Origin of the sequence: Pusillimonas sp. T2, from assembly GCF_002236805.1 — a bacterium.
Classification (GTDB): domain Bacteria; phylum Pseudomonadota; class Gammaproteobacteria; order Burkholderiales; family Burkholderiaceae_B; genus Neopusillimonas.
The window spans coordinates 341,872-367,770 of sequence record NZ_NIQA01000002.1 but is presented as its reverse complement, the minus strand read 5'-3'; the positions used below and the strand labels follow the sequence as shown (position 1 = coordinate 367,770).

Genomic DNA, 25,899 nt, shown 5'->3' with positions numbered 1-25,899 from the left:
ATGTGGCCCGCTGCACTTATTTTTATCCTGACGCTGGTATTGGTCATATGGCAACCACGCGGGCTGGGCATCGGTTGGGGGGCAAGCTTCGGGGCGGTACTGGCGCTGCTCGCCGGGGTGGTGTCGCTTAACGACATCGCTACCGTCTGGGCCATTGTCTGGAACGCTACCGGCAGCTTCATTGCTGTGGTCATTATCAGCCTGTTGCTCGACGCCGCAGGGTTCTTCGAATGGGCCGCATTGCACATGGCGCGCCGGGGGCGCGGCAACGGTCGATACCTTTTTGTCTTGATGGTGTTGCTGGGCGCCGTCGTGACGGCCTTTTTCAATAATGACGGCGCGGCCTTGATTCTTACGCCCATCGTCGTGGCCATGCTGATGGCGTTGGGGTTTTCGCCTGCTGCAACGCTGGCGTACGTCATGGCGGCGGGCTTTATTGCCGATGCCGCCAGTTTGCCCTTGGTGGTCTCGAATCTGGTCAATATTGTTTCAGCCGATTATTTCAATATCGGGTTCGGGCGCTATGCGTCTGTCATGGTGCCAGTCAACGTAGTGTCGGTCACGGCATCTCTGATTGTTCTGATGTTGGTGTTTCGTAAAGATATTCCCCGGCAGTACGATTTGGCGCATCTGCAGCCTCCGGCCTCGGTGGTGCGCGACCGGCCAGTGTTCATGGCCGGGTGGCTTGTGCTGGCGTTGCTGCTGGTGGGTTTTTTCTGGCTTGAGCCCCTTGGGGTACCGGTCAGCGCAGTGGCTGCCGTAGGAGCTTGCCTGTTATTGCTGGTGGCGGGACGTAGCCCTGTCATTAGCACTCGCCATGTGTTGCGCACCGCCCCATGGCACATCGTAGTGTTTTCCATGGGAATGTATCTGGTGGTCTATGGGCTGCGTAATGCCGGCCTGACGCAATGGCTAACTGACGCCCTTAATATGCTTGCCGGGCAAGGGCTGTGGGCGGCCACACTGGGCACCGGGTTATTGAGTGCGGTTTTGTCAGCCCTGATGAACAACCTGCCTACGGTTTTGATTGGTGCCTTGTCTATCGACGCCAGTCAGGCACAGGGCGCGATTCGCGAGGCCATGGTGTTTGCCAATGTGGTGGGAAGTGACCTGGGGCCAAAAATGACACCGATTGGCAGCCTGGCCACGCTGCTGTGGTTGCACGTATTGGCGCGTCGCGGCGTGTTGATCAGCTGGGGCTATTACTTCAGGGTGGGCGTCGTGTTGACAGCGCCGGTACTACTGGTCACGTTGGCGGCATTGGCGCTGCGGCTTTCGATCTAAAAGACTTCGTTGCTTGTGTTCGCAGCGCTCGCCGGAGCAAGCCACCTTTTTAATCAAAGGTGGTGCTGCGGCGATGGGTGGGCGAGTAGCGTGCTTCTGGTGCAGCGGTTATTTAAGCCGTTGATCGAGCCAGGCCAGGGCCTGTTGCCAGCCATCTTTGGCAGGAGCCTCGCGGTAGCTGGGGCGGTAGTCGGCATGAAACGCGTGCGGGGCATCCGGGTACACAATAAATTTCGACGCTTTAGCTGCGGCGTCGCCCTGGGCAAGGGCGGCTTTCATGGCTTCTACGGTGTCCAGTGGAATACCGGCATCTGCACCACCGTATAACCCAAGCACCGGGCCGTTAAGTTTGGCCGCCACGTCGGTGGGGTGGCTGGGCGTCAGGTCGGTTTTGTCACCTACCAGGCGACCATACCAAGCTACGCCGGCTTTAACTGATGGGTTGTGTGCGCTGTACAGCCACACAATACGGCCACCCCAGCAAAAGCCGGTAATGCCTAGCGCTTGTGTGTTCCCGCCGTTTTTACCGGCCCACGCCGTTGTGGCGTCGAGGTCGCTCATCACCTGGGCATCAGGGACTCTGCTGACAATTTCGGCAAACAGTTTGGGGACTTCGGTGTACGTTGAGGGATCGCCCTGGCGGGCGTACAGTTCTGGCGCAATGGCCATGTAGCCCGCTTTGGCCAGCCTGCGGCAAACATCTTTGATGTATTCGTGAACCCCGAAAATTTCCTGGATCACCAGAATGACTGGAGCATTTTGTGCATTGGCCGGCATCGCACGGTAAGCGGGCATGTTGCCGTCACTGACGGGAATGCTGATTTCGCCTGCTGTCAGGCCGTTGGTGTCGGTGGAAATGGCGGTGTTGGCCATAATCGGGCCGGCGGCCAAGGTAAAGCCTGTGGCCAGAGCGGTGGCGATAAAACCGCGACGGTTGAGCGTCAGCGGCGGCAACAGGCTGTTTAGGTCGGCGTCTGGGATACGGTTCATGCAAATCTCCGCTAGGAAAGGGTCTATGAAGCACGTCAAACAGCTTTGAATAATAAAGGTGTTTGTAAGCTTTACCCCGTTAAAAAGCGTGACAACATCAATGTCGCCTGCGCCGCTCAATCGCTGGGGTCAAGGCAAAACGGTGTGCGCTTGTCGTGGCTGATCTGAACCACTTTGGTCGGGCGACCTGCGTCGTCGAAGCGGACATAACCAATACCGGCCTGGTTGAGCAAGCGCTCACCGTGCGATGCTGTCTTGGGCTTGAAGGGCGAAACCTTCATGCGGCGGCGTTTGGTAAACCAGTTCAATGGCGATCTGGGCGAATACAGCCAGCGGCTCAGGCGATCGAGGGTGTCCAGTAGCTTGCGCGGGAACTCGTTCTTGATGCCGCTGCTGGTCACTTGCCACAAATGGGGTTCGCCGCTTTGTGAACGAAGCTTTACGCCATATACGAATGAATAGTGCACGTCACCCGACAAAATTACAAAGTTGGCGGGTGTGCGGGTGTGTCCGAAAATATTCAGAATCGCGTTCGCGGTGCCCCGATGGGCCATCCAGTTTTCGGCGTCGACCAGCAAGGGCTTGCGAATCCAGGTGAATACTTTTTGTATGACTTCGATCAGCTTGACGCCAAATACGGGGGCCGGCGATACCATCACGACGGCGTCGTGGTGAAGCAGTTCGTTTTGCAGCTCTGACAATGCCTCCCAACCCATTAAGCCCGAAGGCCGGCGCAGGTCGCGTTCCGAGCGCCAGCGTCGCGTGCGAGTGTCCATCACGACAAGCTTGGGGCTAGTGGGCAAGGTGTAGTCCCAGCGATGCAAGTGCAAAAGATGGTCGATCAGCGCATCTTGTTGCGCGGCTTCGGGTGTTGCAGACCATTGTTTGACGCGCTTTAGCGTCAGGCCCTCGAAGGCGTCGGGGTTGTTGCCCCAGCCCTGACATAGCAAGTAGCCGATCAGGGCATTGCCAATAATGCGCTTTGAAAATGGGTGCCCGTAAGCCGTTTGTTCCCAGTCGGCAGTCAGGTTCCAGTCATCGGTAATGTCGTGATCGTCAAAGATCATGAGCGTAGGGACGTGCGCCAACAGACGCCTGACTTTGGGCAGCCCCGCTACGAACCTGACCAGCGGTTCGCGTTCACGTTGGTAGCGTTCGGCTTCTTCTGGCGTCAGCGTTTCGGGTGCGCCATGCGCCAACGGTTTCCAGGTTTCAGGCGACCACACCAGCAAATACATGGCAATAACTTCAGCCAGGGTGACCAAGTGGTTATCAGCGTTGCTGGTGGTAAACACCGGCTTTCTTGCGCCTTCAAAAAAGCGTTTTTGAAGCGGCTCGTTGCTGCGTACGTCGGGGAGCAGGTCGTTGCGGTGGTAATAGTTGTACTGGCTGGCAAACAAAGCTTTGCTATCAGAAACCAGCGCGCCTTCAATGGTTTCGTCAAAAAGCCCCAGTGTTTCTATGAGCTGATGGATGGCAGTCAACATCGGGCCGGCAACGTCGTCTACATACACCTGGTCGCCGGTCATCATGAGCGCGGCGGGCCAGCGCTGCGGCGTGTCGTTGCGTTCGCTTAGCCAGTTTTCGGCCGCCAGAAGCCCATCGTCTACGGGGTGATGCGGCTTGCGGCACGACCCGTGCAAAATGCGGTCCAGTCGGCTGCGCAGCACAAATTTCGGCAAAGGCTCCCCCGGCATACAAAGCTCTGGGTCTTCAGCGGCGGTGCTGTGCCAGCCATCATCTTCGGCCCTGCGCCATTCAATGTCGTAGGCAATGAATTCGTCTTCTGGAAGTGGCGTATCGAGTTCAATATCCAGCAGCTGTATGAAGCAATGGGTGCCTACCTGCACTTCGTGCTGTTGGCGTTGTAGGTCGAGGGTTAGCGTCTGTTTTTGGGCGTCGTGCAGTTGCAGGCGTAGCTGGCACGATGACAGGGTGGCCATCCAGAAAACAATGCGTTGCTTCTCCAGACGCCGTAAGATCGGGCCTGCCAGTACCTGTTGGGTGGAAATGCTCATGAGTATTGTGTGTTTGCGGTGTTATGCCTTTACCTTATAGGCTGTTTTACCTACAATGAGTTCCAAATACCATTAAAGGATACCGGTTATGGATCTGTCTGTTGAAGCCGTTGTGAATACCGCATTGGCGCTTGAAGGCGCTACAGTCCAGCAAAATCAACAGATGCTGCTGTTGCGTAAAACCCTGGAATCGCAGGCGCAGGTCATGCAACAACTTATGGCGCCGCTCGAGCCCAAGCTGGCGACGTCGGGTGCTGTGGGTACGCGCTTGCACGCGGTTGCTTAAGCGCTATTTGGCAGCTGCGTTGTACGTAAAGGCGTTGCCTGGCTTGTAGGCTTCTGGCGCAGGTAACACCAAACTTTTACGCCCCAAAACAGGTTAAACCGCCTGTTTTGGGGCGTAATGCATTTGATCTGACTTTTAACGCTGTCTTGGTGCGTATCTTGTAAAGGCCCATCAGAATATTGTAACGGGCAACCGATTTTGTCTTAAGTTTTTGCGGTTCATTCCGTAAACAAGTTATTTGCCTCTGCACTTATGCGGGGCATCTACCCAAGCGCAGGTCCCATGCTCGTAAGTAGCTATAACTTTTCATTAGTGCTCTGGTCGCTGTTTGTTGCCGTGCTGGCGGCTTACACCGCGCTCGACATGGCCGCGCGGGTCGCCTCTGCGCGTGGCGCGCAGGCGGGGGGCTGGCTGATGGGTGGCGCATTGGCCATGGGTCTGGGCATTTGGGCCATGCATTTTGTGGGTATGCTGGCGTGCAGTTTGCCTATTCCGGTGGGGTACGACCCTGTACTTACAGCCGTGTCGTTACTGTTGGCCATTGTGGCGTCGGGTCTTGCGCTCTGGATTGTCTGCCGTCCCTCGCTACCGCTGCTGCGCTTGCTGGTTGGGGGGCTGTTCTTGGCGGCGGGCATTGCTGGCATGCACTACCTGGGCATGGCGGCCATGCACATGAGCCCGGCCATTCAGTACCACATGGGCTGGTTTGTTACCTCATTGCTGATTGCCTATGGCGCTTCAGTCGCCGCGTTGTGGGCTGCGTTCAAGCTGCGCGCTGAAGGTCGGCATGTCTGGCTGCAACGTGTTGGAGCGTCCGCGATCATGGGTATGGCTATTGCAGGTATGCACTATGTGGGCATGGCTGCGGCGCAGTTTCCTGCGCATGCCCAGTCTGCCGCAGGGATGTCGGACTTCAATGCTCAAGGTCTGGCCGGCATGACAATTGTCATCACGATCGTCGTGTTGGGCGGGGCCTTGCTCGTGTCTTTGTTCGACATGCGCGCGCAGTCTCAAACGCACTCCCTTAGCCAGGCCACGCGCGAACTTAAGTATCTGGCGCTACACGACAGCCTTACCGGCTTGCCCAACCGCACCTTGCTCGAAGATCGAATAGACCGTGCGCTAGTCAACGTGCGGCGCGACGGCGGGCGCTTTGCCCTGCTCATGATGGACCTGGATGGTTTCAGGGTGGTGAATGACGCTTATGGCCATCATGTGGGCGACCGTTTACTGCTTGAGGTCGCGCGCCGGGTGCAGTCGCACATTCGGGGCCAAGACACTTTGGCCCGCCTGGCCGGCGACGAGTTCGTTTTGCTGATGGATATCGTCGAGCCCGCCGATGCTGCCACTCAGGCGCACAAGGTGCTGTCTTTCATTAAAAAGCCGTTTCATGTGGCCGGCCAAGAAATTCATGTATCAGCCAGCGTGGGTATTACCTTGTGCCCCGATGACGGCAATGAGCGTCACGACCTGCTCGCCCAGGCTGATGCTGCGCGCCATCATGCCAAGAACGCCGGGCGTAATACCTACAGCTTCTTCGAAACGTCCATGCATGCCAATGTGCAGCAGCAGCTCAGCCTGTTGCAAGACTTTCGAAAAGCCCTTGAGAACAACGAACTTAGCCTGGCTTATCAGCCCAAGTTTCATGTGGCGTCTGGAAAAATATCCGGGGCAGAGGCCTTGCTGCGCTGGTGGCACGATGAACACGGCCAGGTGGCCCCTGACCGTTTCATTCCGTTGGCCGAACGCACTGGCCTGATTGTGCCGATTGGCGAATGGGTGCTCGACCGCGCCTGCCGTCAAGTGCGCCAATGGCAGGACGATGGATGGCTCGAGGCTGCGGTGGCGGTCAACTTGTCCCCCATGCAGTTTCGTCACAGTGGACTGGTCACAACGGTTCGTACCTTGTTGAATCGTTACGGGCTCAAGCCGCAGTCGCTCACCCTCGAGATCACCGAGTCTACGGCTATGCACGATACCGAATCCAGTATTGTGATTTTGCAGCGCTTGTGCGATTTGGGCGTTCGAATTGCGATCGACGATTTCGGCACGGGCTATTCCAGCTTGTTGTACTTAAAGCGTTTGCCTGTTGATGAACTTAAAATCGACCGAGGGTTTGTGCGCGACCTGGCCCCTGAAACCGAAGACCGCGCCATTGTGGGGGCGGTTGCGGCCTTGGCTCAAACCCTGGGGCTCGAAGTAGTAGCCGAAGGGGTCGAAACTCAAACCCAGTTCGAGGTTTTGTCGCAGTTAGGGTGTGATTATCTTCAGGGCTACTTGCTTGGGCGGCCCATGGCCCCCGATGCGCTCCTTGATCGGGTAATGAAACCGTCGGATTTTTCCGACATGTACGCTTAGGGTAAGCCCGGAAACAGGTGTGTAACCTCTACTTACACCCCGTTTTTTCTTGTTGTGCATGCTACGATTGACCGCTGAAATTTGTGGCCGTGCTCCCGCCGGTTTTCCGTTTTTATTTATGCTTTCAAGGATAGCTCATGCGTAAATTTGTGCGCCGTGGTGCAAAAGCCCTGCTGGCCGGGGTTGCTGCTTCTGTATTGTGTTCGCCAGCGTTGGCCGAGCCAATGTCGGGTAATGGTATTAGCGTGCGTGCTGGTGCGGGCAATCATTATCAGCGGTACGAAATGGCCTGGGAGTCTCCCTCGTTTTATACCTATCAGTTCGAAGGCAATAATAGTCGTCTAGATCTGTTGGCCGAAGTAAGTGGCTCTTTATGGCGCGCCAGTGGTTCACGCGAGCCTTCAAGCATGTGGCAGTTGGGCGCCGCGCCGTTTGTGCGTTGGAGCGTCAACAATGCGTTTTACTTCGAAGCTGGCTTAAGCGCCAACGTATTTTCGCGCAGCCGTTTTGCCGATAAAGACATGTCAACCAAGTTCCAATTTGGCGAACACCTTGGGTTTGGCGCTTATTTGGGCGATGACACACGCCTGGGGCTGCGCTACTCGCACTTCTCAAACGCAGGCATTAAACGTCCCAATCCCGGCCTAGATGTCTTCCAGGTATTGTTAAGCCATCAGTTTTAAGCTGTTTTAATGCTGCGCTTAGCCAGTCAATAAACCCCCGGGCACGCTCCGGGGGTTTTTATATGGTCTTCGACAGCAGACATTTGCTACCTTTGCATAGCTGCGGCAGGCACCCAATGTTGTGTTGTTTGACGTGCATCACATCGGGGTGATTTGATCGATTGTTTTGTCTGCGCACCTTGCGCCATACTACGCGCTAACACATGGGGAAACGTATATGGCGCTTCGAGGTTTGCACAACAAATTGTGGGCGTGGGTGATGGCCGCTCTGCTCGTAGCAGGCGCTGGCGCGTATTATTGGCGATCCCTTCAAGCAGCGGGCTATGGCGAGTCATTTGTTAGTGGCAATGGCCGGATCGAGGCCACTGAGGTCGACGTTGCCACCCGGCAGCCTGGCCGCGTGGTCGATATTTTAGTGAACGAAGGCAGTTTTGTGCGGGCGGGGGATGCGTTGGCCCACATGCAAACCGATACGCTGTTGGCTCAACGTGCCGAAGCGCAAGCCATCTACGATCAGGCCGTCAATAATGTTCAAACGGCGCAGGCCCAGGTGGCTGCTCGCGAAAGCGACCGCACGGCAGCACTGGCGCTAGTGGCCCAACGCGAAAGCGAGCTTCGCCTTGCCAGACAAAGCTTGGCGCGTACCGAACAATTGGTGGCCGGTGGCGCCACGTCGCGTCAAACTCTCGACGAACATCGCGCCGCCGTTGTGGGCGCGCAGGCCGTTCTCGAAGCCGCGCGAGCTCAGGTCGCGGCGGCCCAAGCGGCGGTGCATGCGGCGCAGTCTCAGGTCATCAGCTCGGGTTCGTCGGTTGCCGCGGCGCAAGCCACTATTGAACGCATCCAGGCCGATATCGATGATACGGTCTTGAAAGCGCCTCGCGATGGTCGCGTTCAGTACCGCATTGCCCAGCCCGGCGAAGTGTTGGCGGCCGGGGGCAAAGTGCTCAACCTTGTTGACCTTGCCGATGTTTACATGACGTTTTTTCTGCCCGAAACCGTTGCGGGTCGCGTGGCGTTGGGTGCCGATGTTCGTCTGGTGCTCGATGCGGCTCCCGGCTATGTCATTCCGGCCAAAGTGTCTTATGTGTCCAGTGTGGCGCAGTTCACTCCGAAAACGGTGGAGACGGCCAGTGAGCGCCAAAAGCTGATGTTCCGGGTCAAGGCCCAGATCGACCCCGACCTGTTGCGTCGTCATCTCGAACAGGTCAAGACGGGGCTGCCGGGTGTTGCATGGCTCAAGATAGATGATCAGGCCTCGTGGCCTCAGGCGCTGACGGTTAACGTTCAGTAGGGTTAGGTCATGACAATGGTGGCCCGCCTTGACGCTGTCTCTTTGTATTACGGCAAGGTGGCGGCGCTGGACAATATTCGGCTCGATATCCCCGCTGGCAAAATGGTGGGGCTGATCGGCCCAGACGGCGTGGGTAAGTCCAGCTTGCTGGCTCTTTTGGCTGGTGCCCGTCGTGTTCAGGTCGGTAACGTGTTTGTATTGGGCGGCAGTATGGCCGAATCCGCCCATCGCGATCAGGTGTGTCCGCGCATTGCTTATATGCCGCAAGGCTTGGGCAAAAATCTGTATCCCACTTTGTCGGTCGAAGAAAATCTGCAATGCTTTGGTCGTCTTTTTGGCCACGACGCGGCCGAGCGTCGTCGCCGTATCGATGCGCTCACGCGCGACACGGGGCTGTTTCCGTTCTTGACGCGCCCAGCCGGCAAGTTGTCGGGCGGCATGAAGCAAAAGTTAGGGTTGTGCTGTGCCCTGATCCACGATCCCGACTTACTGATTCTTGACGAACCCACTACCGGCGTAGACCCGTTGGCGCGACGCCAATTTTGGGACTTGATCGACCGCATTCGTCGCGATCGCCCCGGCATGAGTGTAGTTGTAGCGACGGCCTATATGGAAGAGGCCGAGCGTTTTGATTGGCTGGTGGCGATGGATGCTGGAGCTATCCTGGCAACGGGTACGCCGGCCGAGGTCAAAAAAATGACGTCGACCGATGCGCTTGAGGCTGCATTTGTTGCGTTGCTGCCCGACGATCGCCGTCGCGGTTATGCCCCTGTTGTATTGCGACCACCCGCGCAGGGTATGGCGGCCGAGGTTGCCATCGAAGCGCGTGATCTGACCATGAAATTTGGCGACTTCGTTGCGGTTGATCATGTCAGTTTCAGTATTCGCCGGGGTGAGATTTTCGGGTTTCTGGGGTCAAATGGCTGCGGCAAGTCGACCACCATGAAAATGCTGACGGGGTTGTTGCCTGCCACCGAAGGTCAGGCCTGGTTGTTTGGGCGTGAAATCGACTCTCACGATGTCGCTACCCGTCGTCGGGTGGGGTATATGTCGCAGTCGTTTTCGCTATACAGCGAACTGACGGTTGCCCAGAACCTGGTGCTGCATGCGCGCTTGTTCAGTGTTCCCGAGGCCGAAATACCCGGCCGTATGCAGGCCATGGCCGACCGATTCGGGCTTAACGATGTGCTGCATGCATTGCCGACGTCGTTGCCCCTGGGGGTGCGTCAGCGCTTGTCGTTGGCCGTTGCAGTGGTGCATGGCCCCGAATTGCTGATTCTTGACGAGCCCACTTCGGGCGTCGATCCCATCGCCCGCGACATGTTCTGGCAACTCATGATCGACCTGGCCAGGGACGACGGCGTCACATTATTTATTTCGACACACTTCATGAATGAGGCGGTGCGTTGCGATCGTATTTCGTTCATGCATGCCGGGAAAGTGCTGGTCAGCGACACTCCGGCAGCGCTAGTTGAAAGCAGCGGCACGGCGTCTCTGGAAGGGGCGTTTATTCATTACCTTGAAGCTGCGGTTCGGGCCGAAGCGGCAGCAACGAAGCCGGTGCCTGAGCCGTCTGTTATGCCCGCAACGTGCGATGAGCCTTCGTTTAAGAAGTCTGCTGTGCCTTTGACTGGGACGGACTCGGCCACTCAGGTCACTATTGGCAGCGCCGCGGCAAATCAGCCGCCGCAGTCGCTAGACAAAGCCCGGGCACCGGGCTTCAGTATGTCGCGCCTGCTCACGTATGCGCACCTCGAGTCATTGCAATTGCAGCGTGACCCCGTGCGGCGGCTATTGGCGCTGGCGGGTACGTTGATACTGATGCTGATCATGGGTTATGGCATCAGTATGGATGTCGAAGACCTGACCTTTGCGGTGCTTGACCGCGATCAGACGACATTAAGCCGTGACTATCACCTGAATATGGCCGGGTCGCGCTATTTTATTGAGCGGCCATCTATCACCGATTATGACGACCTTGACCGTCGCATGCGCAGTGGTGAGTTGGCGCTGGCTGTTGAAATTCCCGCCGGCTTTGCACGGGACCTGAAGCGCGGTCAGATGGTGGATATTGGTGCCTGGGTTGATGGCGCCAACCCTCAACGGGCGGAAACGGTACGCGGCTATGTCCAGGGGTTGCATCAGGGGTGGTTGGTTGAGCAGGCCCGTCAGCAAATGGGACAAAGCGCTGCGGCCTTGACACCGTTTTCCATCGAAACCCGCTTTCGTTACAACCCCGATGTTAAAAGCTTGCCGGCCATGGTGCCGGCCATTATTCCGCTCTTGCTGTTGATGATCCCGGCCATGCTGACGGCATTGGCCGTAGTACGTGAAAAAGAGCTGGGCTCGATGATTAATTTTTATGTCACGCCCGTTCGGCGCAGTGAGTTTCTTCTAGGGAAGCAACTGCCGTACATTGTTTTGGGGATGTTTAATTTTTTGCTTATGGCAGCGTTGGCAGTCACCCTGTTTAACGTGCCAGTAACCGGTAGTTTCTGGGTGCTGGCCCTGGCGGCGCTGGTGTATGTCACGTTTGCAACCGGATTCGGGTTGTTTGCCTCCAGCTTTACGCGGTCGCAAATCGCCGCCATGTTTCTGACCATGATCGGCACCATTTTGCCTGCCATTCAGTTTTCCGGGTTGCTGAACCCAGTGTCTTCACTCGAGGGGCCCGGTGCCCTGATTGGGCAGATCTACCCGGCCACTCATTTTCTATTGGTCAGTCGGGGAATTTTTAGCAAGGGGCTCGGGCTGGGCGACGTGTGGCATGCCTTATGGCCATTGGCGTTGTCGGTACCGGTTATTCTGTTGCTGGCTATCGCTTTGTTGCGCAAGCAGGAACGTTGACATGGGGCACCACGATTCGGGGCTATTCGCCTGTAAAAGGTCCCAGGCATGAGCGGCATCAAGACCATCTATCGGTTGGGCGTTAAAGAGTTGTGGAGTCTTTGGCGAGACCCGGTCATGTTGATTCTGATCGTTTATACGTTTACTTTTTCTATTTACACCGCCGCTACGGCCATGCCCGACACCTTGCACAATGCGCCTATTGCCATTGTCGATGAAGACCAGTCGCCGTTGTCGGGGCGGCTCTTTGCTGCGTTTTACCCCCCGCAGTTTGCTACGCCCCAGCGGATTGATATCAATGAAGTTGATCCGGGGCTTGACGCGGGCCGCTATACCTTTGTGTTGAATATTCCGCCCGATTTCCAACGCGATGTTTTGGCCGGACGTCAGCCGGTGGTGCAGCTGAATGTCGACGCGACCCGCATGTCACAGGCGTTTGCCGGCAGCGGGTATATCCAGCAAATTCTGTCTGATGAGGTCAATGCATTCGTTCAGCGTTATCGCACCGTATCGGCGTTGCCTGTTGAGCTGGCCTTGCGCATGCGGTTCAACCCCACGCTGGAGCGGGCATGGTTTGGCGCTCTGAACGAGATCATCAACATTATTACGATGTTGTCAATTATTCTGACAGGTGCGGCGCTCATACGAGAGCGCGAACACGGCACTATTGAGCACTTGCTTGTCATGCCGGTGACACCCGCGCAGATTATGCTGTCCAAAATATGGTCTATGGGCTTGGTTGTGCTGGTGGCGTCGGCGCTGTCGCTGGTGTTCGTGGTGCAAGGGGCGCTGCGGGTGCCGATTGGCGGCTCGGTTGGCCTGTTTTTGGCGGGTTCGGCATTGCACCTCTTTGCCATGACGTCGATGGGTATTTTTATGGCGACATTGGCCCGCAGCATGCCGCAGTTTGGCCTGTTGTTTGTCCTGGTGTTGTTGCCGCTCGAAATGCTGTCGGGCGGGACGACGCCGCGCGAAAGCATGCCGGTATTGGTTCAAGACGTCATGTTGGCCGCGCCCACCACTCATTTTGTGCAGTTGGGTCAGGCCATTCTGTTTCGTGGTGCCGGGCTCGAGGTCGTTTGGCCGCAATTCTTGGCGCTCGCCGTCATTGGTACACTGTTCTTTGTCATTGCCCTGGGCCGATTCCGGCGTACCCTAAGCCAGATGGCATGACATCACCACTCGCCCACAAGGCCGGAGATCCGTTCATATGTTAGCCAACGACCTGTTCCAGCAAGCCACCGACTACTTTACCGACGCCTGGCAGCGCTCGGTGTTATACGCCGACGTCATGCGCCGGCGCGGCAACCAGTATCGCGCGCACATGCAAGAGAAAACACCGCATGTGCTGAGCGTACCTTTCGAATTCGTGATGAACGGGCGAGACTTGCCCGACCCGGTCAATTATGGCTTGTGCCGCATTTTGCCCGAGCCCGGCATGGTCATTGATCCCAAGAAAAGGCCGTTCGTGGTGGTCGACCCACGCGCCGGGCATGGCCCGGGCATTGGGGGTTTCAAGGCCGAAAGCGAAATTGGCGTGGCCATGCGGGCCGGGCATCCGTGCTACTTCATTGGTTTTTTACCCGATCCGGTGCCGGGTCAAACCGTGTTCGATGTGGTGCGCGCCGAAGCAGCTTTTTTACGCAAAGTTATCGAGTTGCAACCCGAGGCCGAGGGCAAGCCAGTGGTTATTGGCAATTGTCAGGCAGGCTGGCAGATACTCATGACCGCAGCGCTGTACCCCGAGCTTTTTGGTCCCATTATTGTGGCTGGCGCACCCGTGTCTTACTGGGCGGGTTGGCGCGGGAAAAACCCAATGCGCTACACCGGCGGCATGCTGGGCGGCACGTGGCCGGCTGCCTTAACAAGTGATTTGGGTGCAGGCAGGTTCGACGGGGCCTGGCTGGTGCAAAACTTCGAGAACCTGAACCCGGCCAATACGTTGTGGACGAAGCAGCATCATTTGTATGCCAATATCGATACCGAAGTCGATCGTTACCTTGGCTTTGAAAAGTACTGGGGCGGTTACGTTTATCTAACCGAGGAAGAGATCCAGTTTATTGTCGACAACTTGTTCGTGGGCAACCGGCTGGCGACGGCCGGCATCGTGACCGACGAAGGGGTGCGGGTTGATTTACGCAATATTCGCTCGCCGATTGTGGTGTTTTGTTCCCGAGGCGACAACATAACGCCGCCACCGCAAGCGTTGGGTTGGATTCCCGACCTGTATCAGGCCGACGAAGAAATTTACGCACACAACCAGACCATTGTCTATGCCGTGCATGACAGCATTGGGCATTTGGGTATTTTTGTATCGGGTAAGGTAGCCGCCAAAGAGCATCAAGAGTTTGCCGCCAATGTCGACCTCATCGACATCTTGCCGTCGGGCATTTACGAAGCGGTCATTCATGACAAAGACGACACCACGCTGAACCCCGACCTTGCTTTTGGCGATTATGTGTTGTCGTTTCAGCGCCGCCGTCTTGATGATGTTCGCCGCATCGTCGACAACAAACCCGAAGATGACTGGAAATTTGCGGCGGTCGATAACGTGTCGCGACTGAACCTGGGCTTGTATCGCAGCTTTGTGCAGCCCTGGGTCAAGGCCTGGGCGACGCCGGCGCGCGCTGGTGCGCTGGCCGCACGCCACCCTTTGCGGGTCTCCTACGAAATGTCCTCCGACGACAACCCTTGGGCGCGGGATGTCGCGCGTCAAGCCGAAAGGGTGCGCGCAGAACGCAAGCCTGTGTCTGCCGATAACGTGTTTTGGCAGTGGCAAGAGGCTGCATCCGAAGCTATTGAGTCAACCCTCGATGCCTGGCGCGATATGCGAGATCAGGCCACAGAACAAACTTTTATGCAGGTATATGGTTCGCCCTGGATGCAAGCTGTGTTTGGCCAGGGTGTAGCGCGTGATGCCCACCCGCGGCCGCATCCGGGTACCTCGGCCGAGCATCGGCGCATGGTGCGCGAACAGGTCGAGTCCTTGTGCAGGCAAATGTCTGAGGGTGGCGTCAACGAGGCCATTGTGCGATCGATTATTTACGTCAGTCGTCACGTGGGTAGTTTCGATGAACGTAGTTTCAATATGGCGCGTCGCTTGCGTAGTACGCATGCGTTGTCCGACATGCCGTTGCCAGATTTCAAACGTATGGTGCGTAAGCAAGGTTTTCTGATGCTCATCGACAAGCAGCAAGCGCTGGACACCTTGCCCGACTTGTTGGCGGGCGTAGGTCATGCCGAGCGGCAGAATGCTTTTGAGTTTATCCAGTCATTTATCAGGGCCGCTATCCAGGTTCAAGATGATGTGGCTGAAAGTATGCAGGTGATTGCCGAGCGGTTCGGCGTCGCGGCTACCAAACTTCAAGGAGCGGATGGTGTCGCTTAAAAAGTTGGGGGGCGGCGCCCTTGTCGTTGCCTTACTGGTGCTGGCGGCCGTATGGGCCTATGGCGTATGGTTCAAGCCTGCGTCGGCTGCTTACATCGACCCGTCTGACGGCGCCATGGTCGAGGTGGGCCGACGGGTTTACCATGCGCAATGCGCTGCCTGTCACGGTACACAACTCGAAGGCCAGCCCAATTGGCGCACCCGTCTGGCCAATGGCCGCTTGCCTGCACCACCGCACGATATCTCAGGGCATACCTGGCATCACCCCGACGCTGTTTTATTTGATATTGTCAAAAATGGTCTGGTGCCCGGTGTCACGGCACCGCCAGGCTACGAAAGCGATATGCCTGCTTATGCCAGCGTTTTGTCCGACGATGAAATCCGTGCCAGTCTGGCGTACATCAAAACATACTGGACCAAGCAAGCGCTCGACGTTCAGCGCAAGCTGACGCTGCAACCGCAATAAAGGGGCGCTGTTTGACCACCATGTTCCGCTGCATCACTCATGACTAAACACACCCCAGCCCCCGAAAAAGCACCGTCGCGCTCACATCTGGCCCCGCAGTTCGAGGGCTATGAAGACGGGTTTCGTCACCGGCTGTTTGTGGTCATTTTCGAGGCTGATACTCGCCTCGGGCGTTGGTTCGATTTCCTGCTGATTGCCGCGATTTTGTTAAGTGTTGCCGTGGTCATGCTCGACAGCATCGAAGCCGTCCGGCTGAAGTATGGCGGGGCGCTGACAACGATCGAGTGGGTTTTTACAGCGTTGTTTACGGTCGAATATGTGGCGCGCCTGGCTTGCGTCAAACAGCCGTTGCGGTACGCGCGCAGCTTTTATGGTGTGGTCGACTTGCTGGCCATTTTGCCCAGTTATGCCGCCGTTTTCGTGCCCGAACTGCACGCCTTGTTCGACCTGCGCCTGCTCCGGCTGTTACGCATTTTCCGGCTTTTGAAACTGGCGTCTTATGTGCGCGAGTATTCGCTGTTGGGTCAGGCGCTATTGGCCAGCCGCCGGAAAATCATCATTTTCTTGTCGGTGGTGGCCATTGTTGTTACCGTGAACGGGACGTTGTTGTACGTTATCGAGGGCGGCCCCGGTACACCCTTCAGCAGCATTCCCACTTCAATCTACTTTGCCATTACAACCCTGACAACCGTCGGGTTTGGCGACATCACGCCGCAAACCGATGTGGGCCGCGCTATTACGTCGTTTACCATGCTTATTGGCTGGAGCATTCTGGCCGTGCCCACCGGCATCATTTCATCCGAACTGACCGCGCAGCGTTTCTGGCCTCACGTTAATACGCGTACCTGCCCCGAGTGCCTGGCCAGCGGGCTCGATGCTGACGCAAAGTTTTGCAAAAGCTGCGGTCATGCGTTGCCCGACTACGAAACCGACGATGCGCTGCGTTAGTTCGGGGAGGTCGCGCGCGGGTGGCGCCAGGGCTGCGTCGTGTACAATTTTTGCTCTGCATAATCTCCAGCGACGTCGTCTACCCATGTAACGCACGATCCCGCCGTATTTTTACGGCGCCCTTCTTTTTGCTTCAGGCCCCCGGTTTTGGCGGGGGCAATCCCTTTTTGGTTTCTTTGCCGACCGCATGACGTGTTTACGCATCGGCGCGCTGCTTATTTTCAGGTTGTTTCTAATGTCGTTTGAAAGAATGCGAGACGAATGGTTCTCGAACATTCGTGGTGATGTGCTGTCCGGGCTGGTCGTTGCGCTGGCGCTGATTCCCGAGGCCATTGCGTTTTCTATTATTGCCGGTGTCGACCCCAAGGTGGGTTTGTATGCTTCTTTCTGTATTGCGGTGGTTATCGCATTTGCCGGTGGTCGCCCGGGCATGATCTCTGCCGCAACCGGTGCGATGGCGTTGGTGATGGTGACGTTGGTCAAGTCACACGGGCTGGAGTACCTGTTGGCGGCCACGCTATTGACCGGCGTGTTACAGATTTTTGCTGGGTGGCTGCGGCTTGGGGCGCTTATGCGCTTTGTGTCGAAGTCGGTGGTGACGGGCTTTGTGAACGCGTTGGCCATACTGATTTTTATGGCGCAGTTGCCGGAATTGATCAATGTGAACTGGATGGTCTACCCCATGGTAGCGGTTGGTCTGGCCATTATTTATCTTTTCCCACGGTTGACGCGGGCGGTGCCGTCGCCTTTGGTGTGCATCGTGCTGCTGACGGCGGTGTCAATGTATTTCGGCTTCGATATTCGAACGGTGGGCGATATGGGCGAGTTGCCTGATAGCCTGCCGGTATTCCTACTGCCCGATGTGCCGTTAACGTTGGAAACCTTGCAGATCATTTTTCCGTATGCAGCGACGCTGGCTGTTGTCGGGTTGCTTGAGTCAATGATGACGGCGTCGATTGTTGATGAGCTGACTGATACACCCAGCAACAAGAATCGTGAGTGTACGGGTCAGGGCTTGGCCAATATTGCGTCAGGCTTGATGGGCGGGATGGCCGGTTGCGCCATGATCGGTCAGTCGGTAATTAACGTAAAGTCAGGCGGGCGCGGGCGTCTGTCGGCGTTTGTGGCGGGCGTTGTCCTGCTGATTCTGGTGGTGTTTCTGGATGAATGGGTCAGCCAGATTCCTATGGCGGCGTTGGTTGCCGTGATGATCATGGTCTCCATCGGTACCTTCAAGTGGTCGTCTTTGCGCGAACTGTTTACGCATCCGAAAACGTCCAGTATCGTGATGGTGGCTACCGTTGCTGTGGTTGTGGCAACGCACGACCTGGCCAAAGGCGTTTTTGTCGGGGTCTTGCTCAGCGGCATATTCTTTGCACATAAAGTGGGCCGTGTTCTACGAGTCGAATCCCGCGCCGAAAACGAAGGTCGTATCCGTGTTTATCAGGTGGTTGGACAGGTGTTTTTTGCGTCTGCCGACACCTTTGGCCAGTCGTTCGACTTTAAAGAGGCCATTGAACGTGTGCGTATTGATGTCAGTCGGGCCTGTTTCTGGGACATCACCGCTGTCGGTGCTCTCGATGCTGTGGTCCTTAAGTTTCGCCGCGAAGGGGCCGAGGTCGAGGTGATTGGTTTGGATGCCGCTTCGGCGACGTTGGTCGACCAATTTGCCATTCACGATAAACCCGGCGCCATTGATCGCCTGATGGGGCACTAAGGAGAATTCCATGAATAAAGTTGTCGCGTGTATTGATGATTCGACCCGCGCAGCGGTGGTTTGCGATTTTGCCATCTGGGCCGCTCGCTTGCTGGACGTCAAGCTTGAGTTCCTGCATGTGCTCGACCGTCACCCAGAGCGCGCCAGTATTAGTGATTACAGCGGTGCTATTGGCATTGATAGCCACGAGAGTCTGCTGGAGCAACTGAGCGCACTTGACGAAGAGCGCAGCAAACTTGCGCAAGAGCATGGTCGCCAGATTTTGCAGGCGGCGCGTCAGCGCGCCGAGGCGGGCGGTGTGTCGGCCGTGGATACCGTGCAGCGCCATGGTGCGTTGGCAGAAACCTTGCTCGACATCGAACCTGACACCCGTTTGGTTGTTATGGGGCAGCACGAGCAGGCGGGGTCATCGCGTTGGTACCTCGACCAGAATGCCGAGCGGGTGGTGCGCAGCCTGCAACGTCCGGTGATGGTCGTCAATGGCGCATACAAGGCGCCGGAGCGCTTTGTGATTGCTTTCGATGGAAGCGATACGGCCATGAAAATGGTGCAAATGGTGGCGGCCAGCCCGTTGCTTAAAGGACTCGACTGCCATTTGCTGGTAGCGGGCGATCCGAGCGCTTCGGTGCGCGAAAGTCTTGCCCAGGCCCACGAAAGCCTCGAAAGCGAAGGCTTTGCGGTGAGCGATGTCGTGCGGGTAGGCGAGGCCGAGCAGGTCATTCGTGATTATGTGCTCGAGTGTCAGGCCGATGTGCTGGTCATGGGCGCCTATGGCCATTCGCGCATTCGTCACCTGATTATGGGGAGCACTACGTCTACGTTGCTGCGCACCAGCCCGGTGTCTATGTTGGTGCTGCGCTAGCGTCCGTTGTTCTACCAGGACTTTTTGTCAGGTCGTAAAACTCTTGCAATCTACGCTGGTTAGTATCAAGCCCGTTTTGGTTCAAAGGCAAACGAGCTTTCTATGCGTTGGTTTCGAGGTTGGCGCGTTGGCGTCAAGTTAATTTTGGGTTTCCTGGCTGTAGCGGCTATCGCTGCGCTTATCGGTGCGCTGGGTTTGCAGGCCACTAGCCAGGTCAATCAAATGGCCCGGCTCATGTACTCGCAAGAGGTGGCGGGCATTCGTCACGCATCGCAAACACAGTTGCGTCTGGTGGCGGCAGGTAGCGCAGCGCGGGCGGCGCTGCTGGCATCTGACAAGGGCACCAGCATTGGCCAGGTGTATGCCATGCGCGATCATCTCCAGGGGGCTTCTGCAGAAATCGAAAAGCTTGCTGCGCTATCGCAAACGCCTGACGAGCAGGCCACAGTGGCTGATGCCGCGAAGGCTGTCATGGGCTATGCCGAAGCACTTGAAGCGTTTGCCAGCCAGCTTGAGGCGGCAGAAATGGACGTGTCGTCTGTTGCGGCCTATGAGGCCGCCTTGGCGAACGCCGTGATGCAAGGTGAAATGGCCGAAATGATGGTCAATATGGTGGTCATGAACAAGCAGAACACGTCTGCCGCCCTGGCCGACCAAACGACGGCTGTTTACGACGACGCCGTCATCCGGCTTGGTGCGTTGACGGCTTTCGGCGCTTTGCTAGCCATTGTTCTGGGAACGTTTCTGACGCGTGGTCTGGTTCGTCAGTTAGGTGGAGAGCCGGCTGACGTCGTGCGTGTCGTTAATGCCGTGGCGCATGGCGACCTGGCGACCGAAGTCGATGTACGACGGGCACGGTCGGGTAGCGTAATGCTGGCCATGGAGCGGATGCGTTTGGCGCTGAGTGCTGCTGTTGGGCAAGTGCACGCCAGCAGCAACAGCATTGCTGAAGGGGCACACCAGATTGCCGGAGGGAATACTGATTTGGCGCGCCGCACTGACGAACAGGTGGCCAGCCTGACCCAAGCTGCCGCTGCCATGGAGCAATTGGCAGGCACCGTATCCAGCAATGCGGGTGTGGCCCAGCAGGCCGCCAATATGGCGCTGACGGCACGACATTCGGCACAGCATGGTGGTGAAGTGGTTAATGCGGTGGTGCAGACCATGAGCGATATTAGCCAGGCCTCACGTCGGGTAGTCGACATTATTGGGGTGATCGACACCATCGCGTTTCAGACGAATATTCTGGCTTTGAATGCAGCGGTTGAGGCCGCCCGTGCCGGCGAGCAGGGGCGTGGTTTTGCCGTTGTCGCCAGCGAGGTGCGTGGGCTGGCCCAGAAAAGCGCCGCGGCTGCCCGTGATATCAAGCAACTGATTCTGAACAGTACGCAAAAAGTCGACGAAGGTAGTCATATGGTTGAACAAGCCGGGCGTGCCATGTCTGATATTGTTCACGAGGTCAGTCAGGTGGCTGACCTGATTCAGGAAATCAGTCGGGCGACGCAAGAGCAAACCGACGGTATCGCGCAGGTCAATGTCGCCGTGGCCGGCTTGACGCAGCTGACGCAACAAAATGCCACACTGGTCGAGGCGTCTGCGGCTGCCGCCGGTGGGTTAAGTCATCAGGCGGGGCATTTGCTGGATGTGATGGGGGTGTTTAACCTGGGCGGGCGTCAAGCACCTGCAATGGTTACATATCAACCCGTGTAACACTCGTGACAGCGTGCGGTCTTTTGTTATCATCGGTGCCACAACATTGCCTGCTTAAGGAAGGCCCGCGCCCATGACCGTACGTCCCTGTTCTGCCTGCCGAGATGGCCAGCCTCTAGACTTCGAGTTCAGTTACGCTTATCAGCCCATCCTCGACGTTGGCAAGCAAGACGTTTTTGCACACGAAGCCCTGGTGCGCGGTGCAGCGGGCGAGTCTGCGTTCTCGGTGTTATCAAAGGTCAACGAAGATAACCGTTATCAGTTTGACCAGGCCTGCCGGGTAAAAGCCATTAAAACGGCCGCCAGTATCGGCTTGCCGTCAAAGCTGTCTATCAATTTCATGCCCAACGCCATCTACAAGCCCGAATTGTGCATACGCACTACGCTCGAGGCCGCGCGGCAGTTCAACTTCCCCATCGACCGTATTATTTTCGAAACGGTAGAGGGTGAGCAGGTGAACGATGGCAAGTGGCTGGCCAAGGTGTTGTCCGAATACCAGCGCATTGGCTTTAAAACGGCAATTGATGACTTTGGTGCGGGTTATGCGGGGCTGAACTTGTTGGCCGATTTTCATCCCGATATCATCAAGCTCGACATGGGCCTGGTGCGTAATATTCACGAAAGCAAATCGCGCCGCGCCATTGTGCGAGGCATTGCCGATATTGCCACTGAACTGGATATTGCTTTGGTGGCCGAAGGCGTTGAGGTCGTTGACGAGTACAAATGCTTGCGCGACCTGGGCATAAGTCTGATGCAGGGGTATTTGTTCAGCAAGCCCTTGTTCGAGTCTTGCGCCCAGCCCAACGGGGTTCAGTGGCCCGCTGTTTAATCTGGCGGGTTAGCCTGGCTTATGGGCCGCGTTGCCCAGTCTTGACTCATCTGACGCAATGTTTCCGTCAATCAGCGTAATCGTTCGGTCACAGACGGCCGATAACCGTGGGTCGTGCGTTACGATCAGTACCGCGCACCCATAGGTTTCATTAAATTCTCTGAAGACGTCAAACACGCCAGCCGCGGTTTGGGTATCAAGGTTGCCGGTCGGCTCGTCGGCCAAAATCAAATTGGGGCGTGTCATCAAGGCGCGCGCAATCGCTACGCGTTGTTGCTGTCCGCCCGATAAGTCCCCCGGTTTCCGGTCGGTAAACCGGTTCAGTCCGACCTGATCCAGCAACTGCAACGCGCGGTCGCGCATTTCGGCGTTGGGTCGACCCTGCCGGATCATCATGGGCATCAGCACATTGTCCAGCACATTAAAGGCTGGTATCAAATGATGAAACTGAAAGACAAACCCGATATGGCGGCTACGCATGGTGGTCAGGGTTTCGTCGTCCATGGTGCGTGTGGGTTGGCCCATCAGGTAAAGCTCGCCGGCGGTAGGTTGGTCGAGCAGGCCCAACAGGTTGAGCAGCGTGCTTTTACCCGACCCTGACGGGCCGACAAGCGCCGTAAATTCGCCGCGCCTGAGGGTCAAGTCGATGCCGTGCAGCACCTCAAGTTCGTTGGGTTTGCCTATGTTGTACGATTTTTTCAGGGCCTCCAGGGCCAATACTGGCTGGGCGACGTCAGACATATCTTATCGCCTCGACGGGGTCTAGTCGTGCGGCTCGCCACGCGGGCACCATGGCCGCCAGTACACCGGTAACCATGGCAGCTAGCATGGTGGTTGGAATCAAGCTGGGCATGAGCGGGATATAAAACAGCTTGGGGCCAAAGGTGTTGAACGACCATACCAGCGCGTAGCCCACAGCCGACCCGGCGGCCGAGCCCGCCAGCCCCAGCACGGCCCCTTGTACCAGAAATACCTGCAGCATCTGGCCGCGCTGCATGCCCATGGCCCGCAAAATGCCGATTTCGCGGGTGCGCTGCGTCACGCTGATCGCCAGAACGCTGGCAATGCCGAACGCGACCGACATGGCCACAAAGAAGCTGATCATGGTGGTGGACAGCCGTTGCGAGCTTAATGCGTTCATGAGCTGGGCGTTGGTTTCGATCCAGCTTTCAGCCTTTAGTCCTGTCAGACGTCCGATGCGCGCGGCAATTTGGTCGGCCTGAAACAAGTCATTGACGGTCACGTCGATAACGGTGACGGCGCCGGGCAGGTCGAGCAGTGATTGAGCTTGTTTGAGGTCGAGATAGATATAACGTAAATCGAGTTCGCGCACGCCTAGCTCGAAGATGCCCGCAATGGTGACGGTTGCTGTGCGGCCGTCGCCTGATTCGATTCGTAATTTGCTGCCGGTTCGCATGCCCAGGTCGCGGGCGAGCAAGGCACCAATGACGGCATCACCGGCGCCAACCCGGAACTGTCCCTCGATGATGTCCTCTTGCACCGGAATAATCTTTTGATAACGCTGCGGGTCGATGCCGACCAGTGATACCGACTTCAGCACGTTGCCACGTCGTGCAAAGGCAGGCCCCGAAATGACAGGAGAAACAGCGGTGACTTCGGGCAGGGTATCGAGCGTTTGCTGGACGGCTTGCCAGTTGTTGACAGAGCGCAGCCGTTGGGCGCGGGGGTCCTCAAGTAGCAGACGGCGTGTGTTGCTGGCAAGGGGGGCGATCAGGTTGCGTTCGTCGGGGGGCTCGACCCGAATATGCGATTGGGTGCCTAGCGTGCGATCGATGATGTTTGCCTGCAGGCCATTGATCAGGGTGGTGATGAACACAATGACCGAGACCCCAACGGCAATGCCTACCAGGATCAGTAGGGTCTGGGTCATGTTCTGACGCAGGAATTTGAGCGCGACAGTGGTTTCCAGCCAATGCATGGTGGCCGTACCTAGTTGAACTTCATGGGGGTCTCGCCAGCAGTAGACGCAGGCCGTGTCGACGCCGAGTCGGGCATGGGCACAACGTTCAGGCGCACGCGCTGGTCGGGCTCAAAGGCAGCGCCGGCACGGGCTATCAGGTCTTCTGCTGACAGCCCTTCGGTCACTTCGGTCAACGATTGCCCCCGCAAACCTGTTTTGACCTCGGTAGATATCAGCTTGCCGTGTTCGTAACGCCAAACTGCTGTTGCGCCATTGGCCAAACGGAACAATGCATCGTTGGGTACGACGATGGCAGTATCACGTTCGCCTGTTGTGATGGTGACAGTGATGGTCAGGTCTTGGCGCAGGAAGTCGGGCTCTGGCGTCGCCAATAGGCGTACATCGACGGTACCGCGCTCGGGGTCGATGGCGGGGGCAATGGAGCTGATATACGCGGGGAATGGGCGCTCGGGGTATGCATCGGCAATGACGACGGCTGGTTGGCCGACCTTGAGTACGCCCAGGTTGCGTTCGTCGATGGGGATCAGCAACTCTGCGTTGGCGTCGGTACTGATTTCCAGCAGTGTTTTGCCCGGCTGAACCAGGTCGCCGGGTTCGACGTTGCGTGTCAGCACCGTGCCGTCGAATTGGGCGCGTACCGTAGTTTTATCCAGATCGGCCTCGGCGGCTCGCAGGCGCTCTTGCAAGATCGACTCTTGTACGCCATCGGGTGCAAGCGCCTGGGCATCGATGCGTGCCTGGCGAGCGGCCGCCAACGCAATGGCCACGGCATTCTCGGCCTGTTCTACATCTTCTTTGGGCACCGCGCGCGTATCGAGCAGTTTTTTGCGTCGGTCGAGTTCGCGCTTTGCTTGTGCAAGTTGTGATTCGGTGCGCGCCAACGTTGCCTGGGCCTGAGGGCGCTGTGCGGTGCGCAGTAAGTCGAGCGCAGCACGGGCCTCTTCGACGCGAGCTTTCAGGGCATCGGCGCGTAGCACCAGCAAAACGTCACCGCGCTTCACGCTGTCGCCTTCGCGCACCCGGCGTTCGGTGACAACCGCGGTGATTTCGCTGCCCACCTGGGCGCGCGAGTTAGCGACGACCCGCCCTGTGGCGACAACCTGTTGGACCAACGGGGTTGTTTCGACTCTATAACCAATAACGACAGGGCCTTGCCACGTTCGCCAGCCCCACAGCCCAAGGATAACGACCAGACCAAGCCCCAGGAATAGCTTCCAGCGTGAAGGATGTTTAGTCACCGTGCGAAACCCATGTTAAATCAGTTTGACAGTATATCGGGCCGGCCTGGGTCTTGGGCCCGCCAACGATGTATTTGCACAGGTATGTGCTCCAGATCGGACAGCAACTGTACGCCAGGGACCCCACGACGGTGCAAGATGGGGTGCGGGCTGCCGGCCCACAGCTCGATGTTGGGGGGCAGCATGGCGCGTAGTTCGGTTAGCCCGTCGGTGGCATGTCCGGGATTGCTGGCGGCTGAAAAGCTGACGGCGATGATGTCTGCCCGGTGCGCGCGTGCTGCGTTGACCAGGTCGTGCAGTGGGGTTTGCGCGCCCAGGCTCATGCAGGCGCACCCCTCGACCTGGAAAATGGCTTCGGCCATCAGTAACCCCAGGCTATGACTTTCGCCTGGAAAGGTGGACAGCAAAACACGAGGCCGGCTGTGCTGGTTGGCTTCGGGGGCCGAAGCCATCGCCGTACGCAAGCTTGTTTCAAGCATTTCGCTGCAAAGGTGTTCTTCAAAAATATGCAACTCGCCGCTAGCCCAGGCTTCCCCGATTTCATGCATAAGGGGGATCGCTACCTTAAGCACAAATTGCGATAGACCGGTCCGCATGATGATTTGCGAGAACCGGCGCCGGATCTGTGCCGGGTTATGCGACTTGAGCAGGGTGATGATGTCCTGTATTTCGTTTTGCTGCTCGGGGGCGACGTTGGCCGCGGCCGGCTTTGCAACATCGCTTTCCCGTAGTTCTTCGCCCAGGCGGTGCAAATCTTCAAGCGTTAACGAAACGATACGCCCGGGGCGATGGCCGGCGTCGAGCAGGCGTTTGATGACGCGCAATTTTTCAACCTGATCGGGTGGATACAGCCGTTCGCCATTGATATCGCGTTTAGGGGTGGGGAAGCCATAACGCTTTTCCCAGACCCGTAGCGCGTCTTTCCCAATACGGGTGTCTCGCTCGACGGCGGTGATGTTAAGCATCAACTGATTGGCGTTTTCGGGATTGCTCATGGTGGACTCGGGTCGTTGCGCGGGTTTGTCTTGGACATATATGA

20 protein-coding genes are annotated in these 25,899 nt (G+C 57.3%); 14 read left to right on the top strand and 6 right to left on the bottom strand.

Going from position 1 to position 25,899, the window contains the following annotated elements; all coding sequences use genetic code 11:
- Complete coding sequence (locus PuT2_RS04815) at positions 1-1,284, top strand: arsenic transporter (RefSeq protein WP_093969882.1); 1,284 nt, start codon at positions 1-3, stop codon at positions 1,282-1,284.
- A gap of 108 nt (positions 1,285-1,392) precedes the next feature.
- Here PuT2_RS04815 and PuT2_RS04810 read toward each other — a convergent pair whose 3' ends face one another.
- Positions 1,393-2,274, bottom strand: a complete 882-nt coding sequence (locus tag PuT2_RS04810) for a dienelactone hydrolase family protein (protein ID WP_093970083.1) — start codon at positions 2,272-2,274, stop codon at positions 1,393-1,395.
- Between the two features lie 116 nt (positions 2,275-2,390).
- Positions 2,391-4,292 (bottom strand): alkaline phosphatase D family protein, encoded by a 1,902-nt coding sequence (locus PuT2_RS04805; RefSeq protein ID WP_093969881.1) that lies wholly within the window; start codon positions 4,290-4,292, stop codon positions 2,391-2,393.
- Positions 4,293-4,380: 88 nt separating this feature from the next.
- On the opposite strand from PuT2_RS04805, the gene PuT2_RS04800 reads away from it, so the two are divergent.
- The 13 genes from PuT2_RS04800 to PuT2_RS04740 all read left to right on the top strand — a co-directional run bounded on the left by PuT2_RS04800 (position 4,381) and on the right by PuT2_RS04740 (position 21,680).
- The gene (locus PuT2_RS04800) at positions 4,381-4,578 is read left to right on the top strand and encodes a hypothetical protein (RefSeq protein ID WP_093969880.1); all 198 of its coding nucleotides are present in this window, start codon (positions 4,381-4,383) and stop codon (positions 4,576-4,578) included.
- 282 nt (positions 4,579-4,860) lie between these two features.
- Entirely contained in the window at positions 4,861-6,936 is a 2,076-nt protein-coding gene (locus tag PuT2_RS04795) for a bifunctional diguanylate cyclase/phosphodiesterase (protein WP_093969879.1), read from the top strand.
- 137 nt (positions 6,937-7,073) lie between these two features.
- Positions 7,074-7,619, top strand: coding sequence for an acyloxyacyl hydrolase (locus PuT2_RS04790; protein WP_093969878.1), 546 nt, complete (start codon positions 7,074-7,076; stop codon positions 7,617-7,619).
- A 217-nt stretch (positions 7,620-7,836) separates the two neighbouring features.
- Positions 7,837-8,913: an HlyD family secretion protein gene (locus PuT2_RS04785; RefSeq protein WP_093969877.1), complete on the top strand. Its 1,077-nt coding sequence runs from the start codon at positions 7,837-7,839 to the stop codon at positions 8,911-8,913.
- A gap of 9 nt (positions 8,914-8,922) precedes the next feature.
- On the top strand, positions 8,923-11,760 hold the full coding sequence (gene rbbA, locus PuT2_RS04780; RefSeq protein ID WP_093969876.1) for a ribosome-associated ATPase/putative transporter RbbA: 2,838 nt from the start codon (positions 8,923-8,925) through the stop codon (positions 11,758-11,760).
- Positions 11,761-11,808: 48 nt separating this feature from the next.
- On the top strand, positions 11,809-12,933 hold the full coding sequence (locus PuT2_RS04775; RefSeq protein ID WP_093969875.1) for an ABC transporter permease: 1,125 nt from the start codon (positions 11,809-11,811) through the stop codon (positions 12,931-12,933).
- 37 nt (positions 12,934-12,970) lie between these two features.
- A complete protein-coding gene (locus tag PuT2_RS04770) occupies positions 12,971-15,148 on the top strand; it encodes a DUF3141 domain-containing protein (protein WP_093969874.1) in 2,178 nt (725 codons plus the stop codon).
- Positions 15,135-15,614 carry a c-type cytochrome gene (locus tag PuT2_RS04765; RefSeq protein WP_093969873.1) on the top strand — a complete coding sequence of 160 codons (480 nt, stop codon included), beginning with the start codon at positions 15,135-15,137 and terminating at the stop codon, positions 15,612-15,614. The genes PuT2_RS04770 and PuT2_RS04765 overlap by 14 nt, the downstream gene beginning before the upstream one ends.
- Before the next feature lie 39 nt (positions 15,615-15,653).
- A complete protein-coding gene (locus tag PuT2_RS04760; protein WP_093969872.1) occupies positions 15,654-16,562 on the top strand; it encodes an ion transporter in 909 nt (302 codons plus the stop codon).
- Between the two features lie 235 nt (positions 16,563-16,797).
- On the top strand, positions 16,798-18,279 hold the full coding sequence (locus PuT2_RS04755) for a SulP family inorganic anion transporter (RefSeq protein ID WP_093969871.1): 1,482 nt from the start codon (positions 16,798-16,800) through the stop codon (positions 18,277-18,279).
- Positions 18,280-18,289: 10 nt separating this feature from the next.
- The gene (locus PuT2_RS04750; protein WP_093969870.1) at positions 18,290-19,141 is read left to right on the top strand and encodes a universal stress protein; all 852 of its coding nucleotides are present in this window, start codon (positions 18,290-18,292) and stop codon (positions 19,139-19,141) included.
- A gap of 102 nt (positions 19,142-19,243) precedes the next feature.
- Positions 19,244-20,851: a methyl-accepting chemotaxis protein gene (locus PuT2_RS04745; protein ID WP_093969869.1), complete on the top strand. Its 1,608-nt coding sequence runs from the start codon at positions 19,244-19,246 to the stop codon at positions 20,849-20,851.
- A 73-nt stretch (positions 20,852-20,924) separates the two neighbouring features.
- Positions 20,925-21,680: an EAL domain-containing protein gene (locus tag PuT2_RS04740; RefSeq protein WP_093969868.1), complete on the top strand. Its 756-nt coding sequence runs from the start codon at positions 20,925-20,927 to the stop codon at positions 21,678-21,680.
- Positions 21,681-21,689: 9 nt separating this feature from the next.
- Here the strand turns inward: PuT2_RS04740 and PuT2_RS04735 are convergent, their stop codons facing one another.
- From PuT2_RS04735 to PuT2_RS04720, 4 genes are read right to left on the bottom strand one after another with little or no spacing between them, the layout of a single operon-like run.
- Positions 21,690-22,421 carry an ABC transporter ATP-binding protein gene (locus PuT2_RS04735; protein ID WP_093969867.1) on the bottom strand — a complete coding sequence of 244 codons (732 nt, stop codon included), beginning with the start codon at positions 22,419-22,421 and terminating at the stop codon, positions 21,690-21,692.
- A complete protein-coding gene (locus tag PuT2_RS04730) occupies positions 22,414-23,619 on the bottom strand; it encodes an ABC transporter permease (RefSeq protein ID WP_093969866.1) in 1,206 nt (401 codons plus the stop codon). The genes PuT2_RS04735 and PuT2_RS04730 overlap by 8 nt, the downstream gene beginning before the upstream one ends.
- A gap of 11 nt (positions 23,620-23,630) precedes the next feature.
- Positions 23,631-24,860, bottom strand: coding sequence for an efflux RND transporter periplasmic adaptor subunit (locus PuT2_RS04725; RefSeq protein WP_093969865.1), 1,230 nt, complete (start codon positions 24,858-24,860; stop codon positions 23,631-23,633).
- A gap of 20 nt (positions 24,861-24,880) precedes the next feature.
- Entirely contained in the window at positions 24,881-25,855 is a 975-nt protein-coding gene (locus PuT2_RS04720) for a MerR family transcriptional regulator (protein ID WP_093969864.1), read from the bottom strand.
- Between the last annotated feature and the right edge of the window lie 44 nt (positions 25,856-25,899).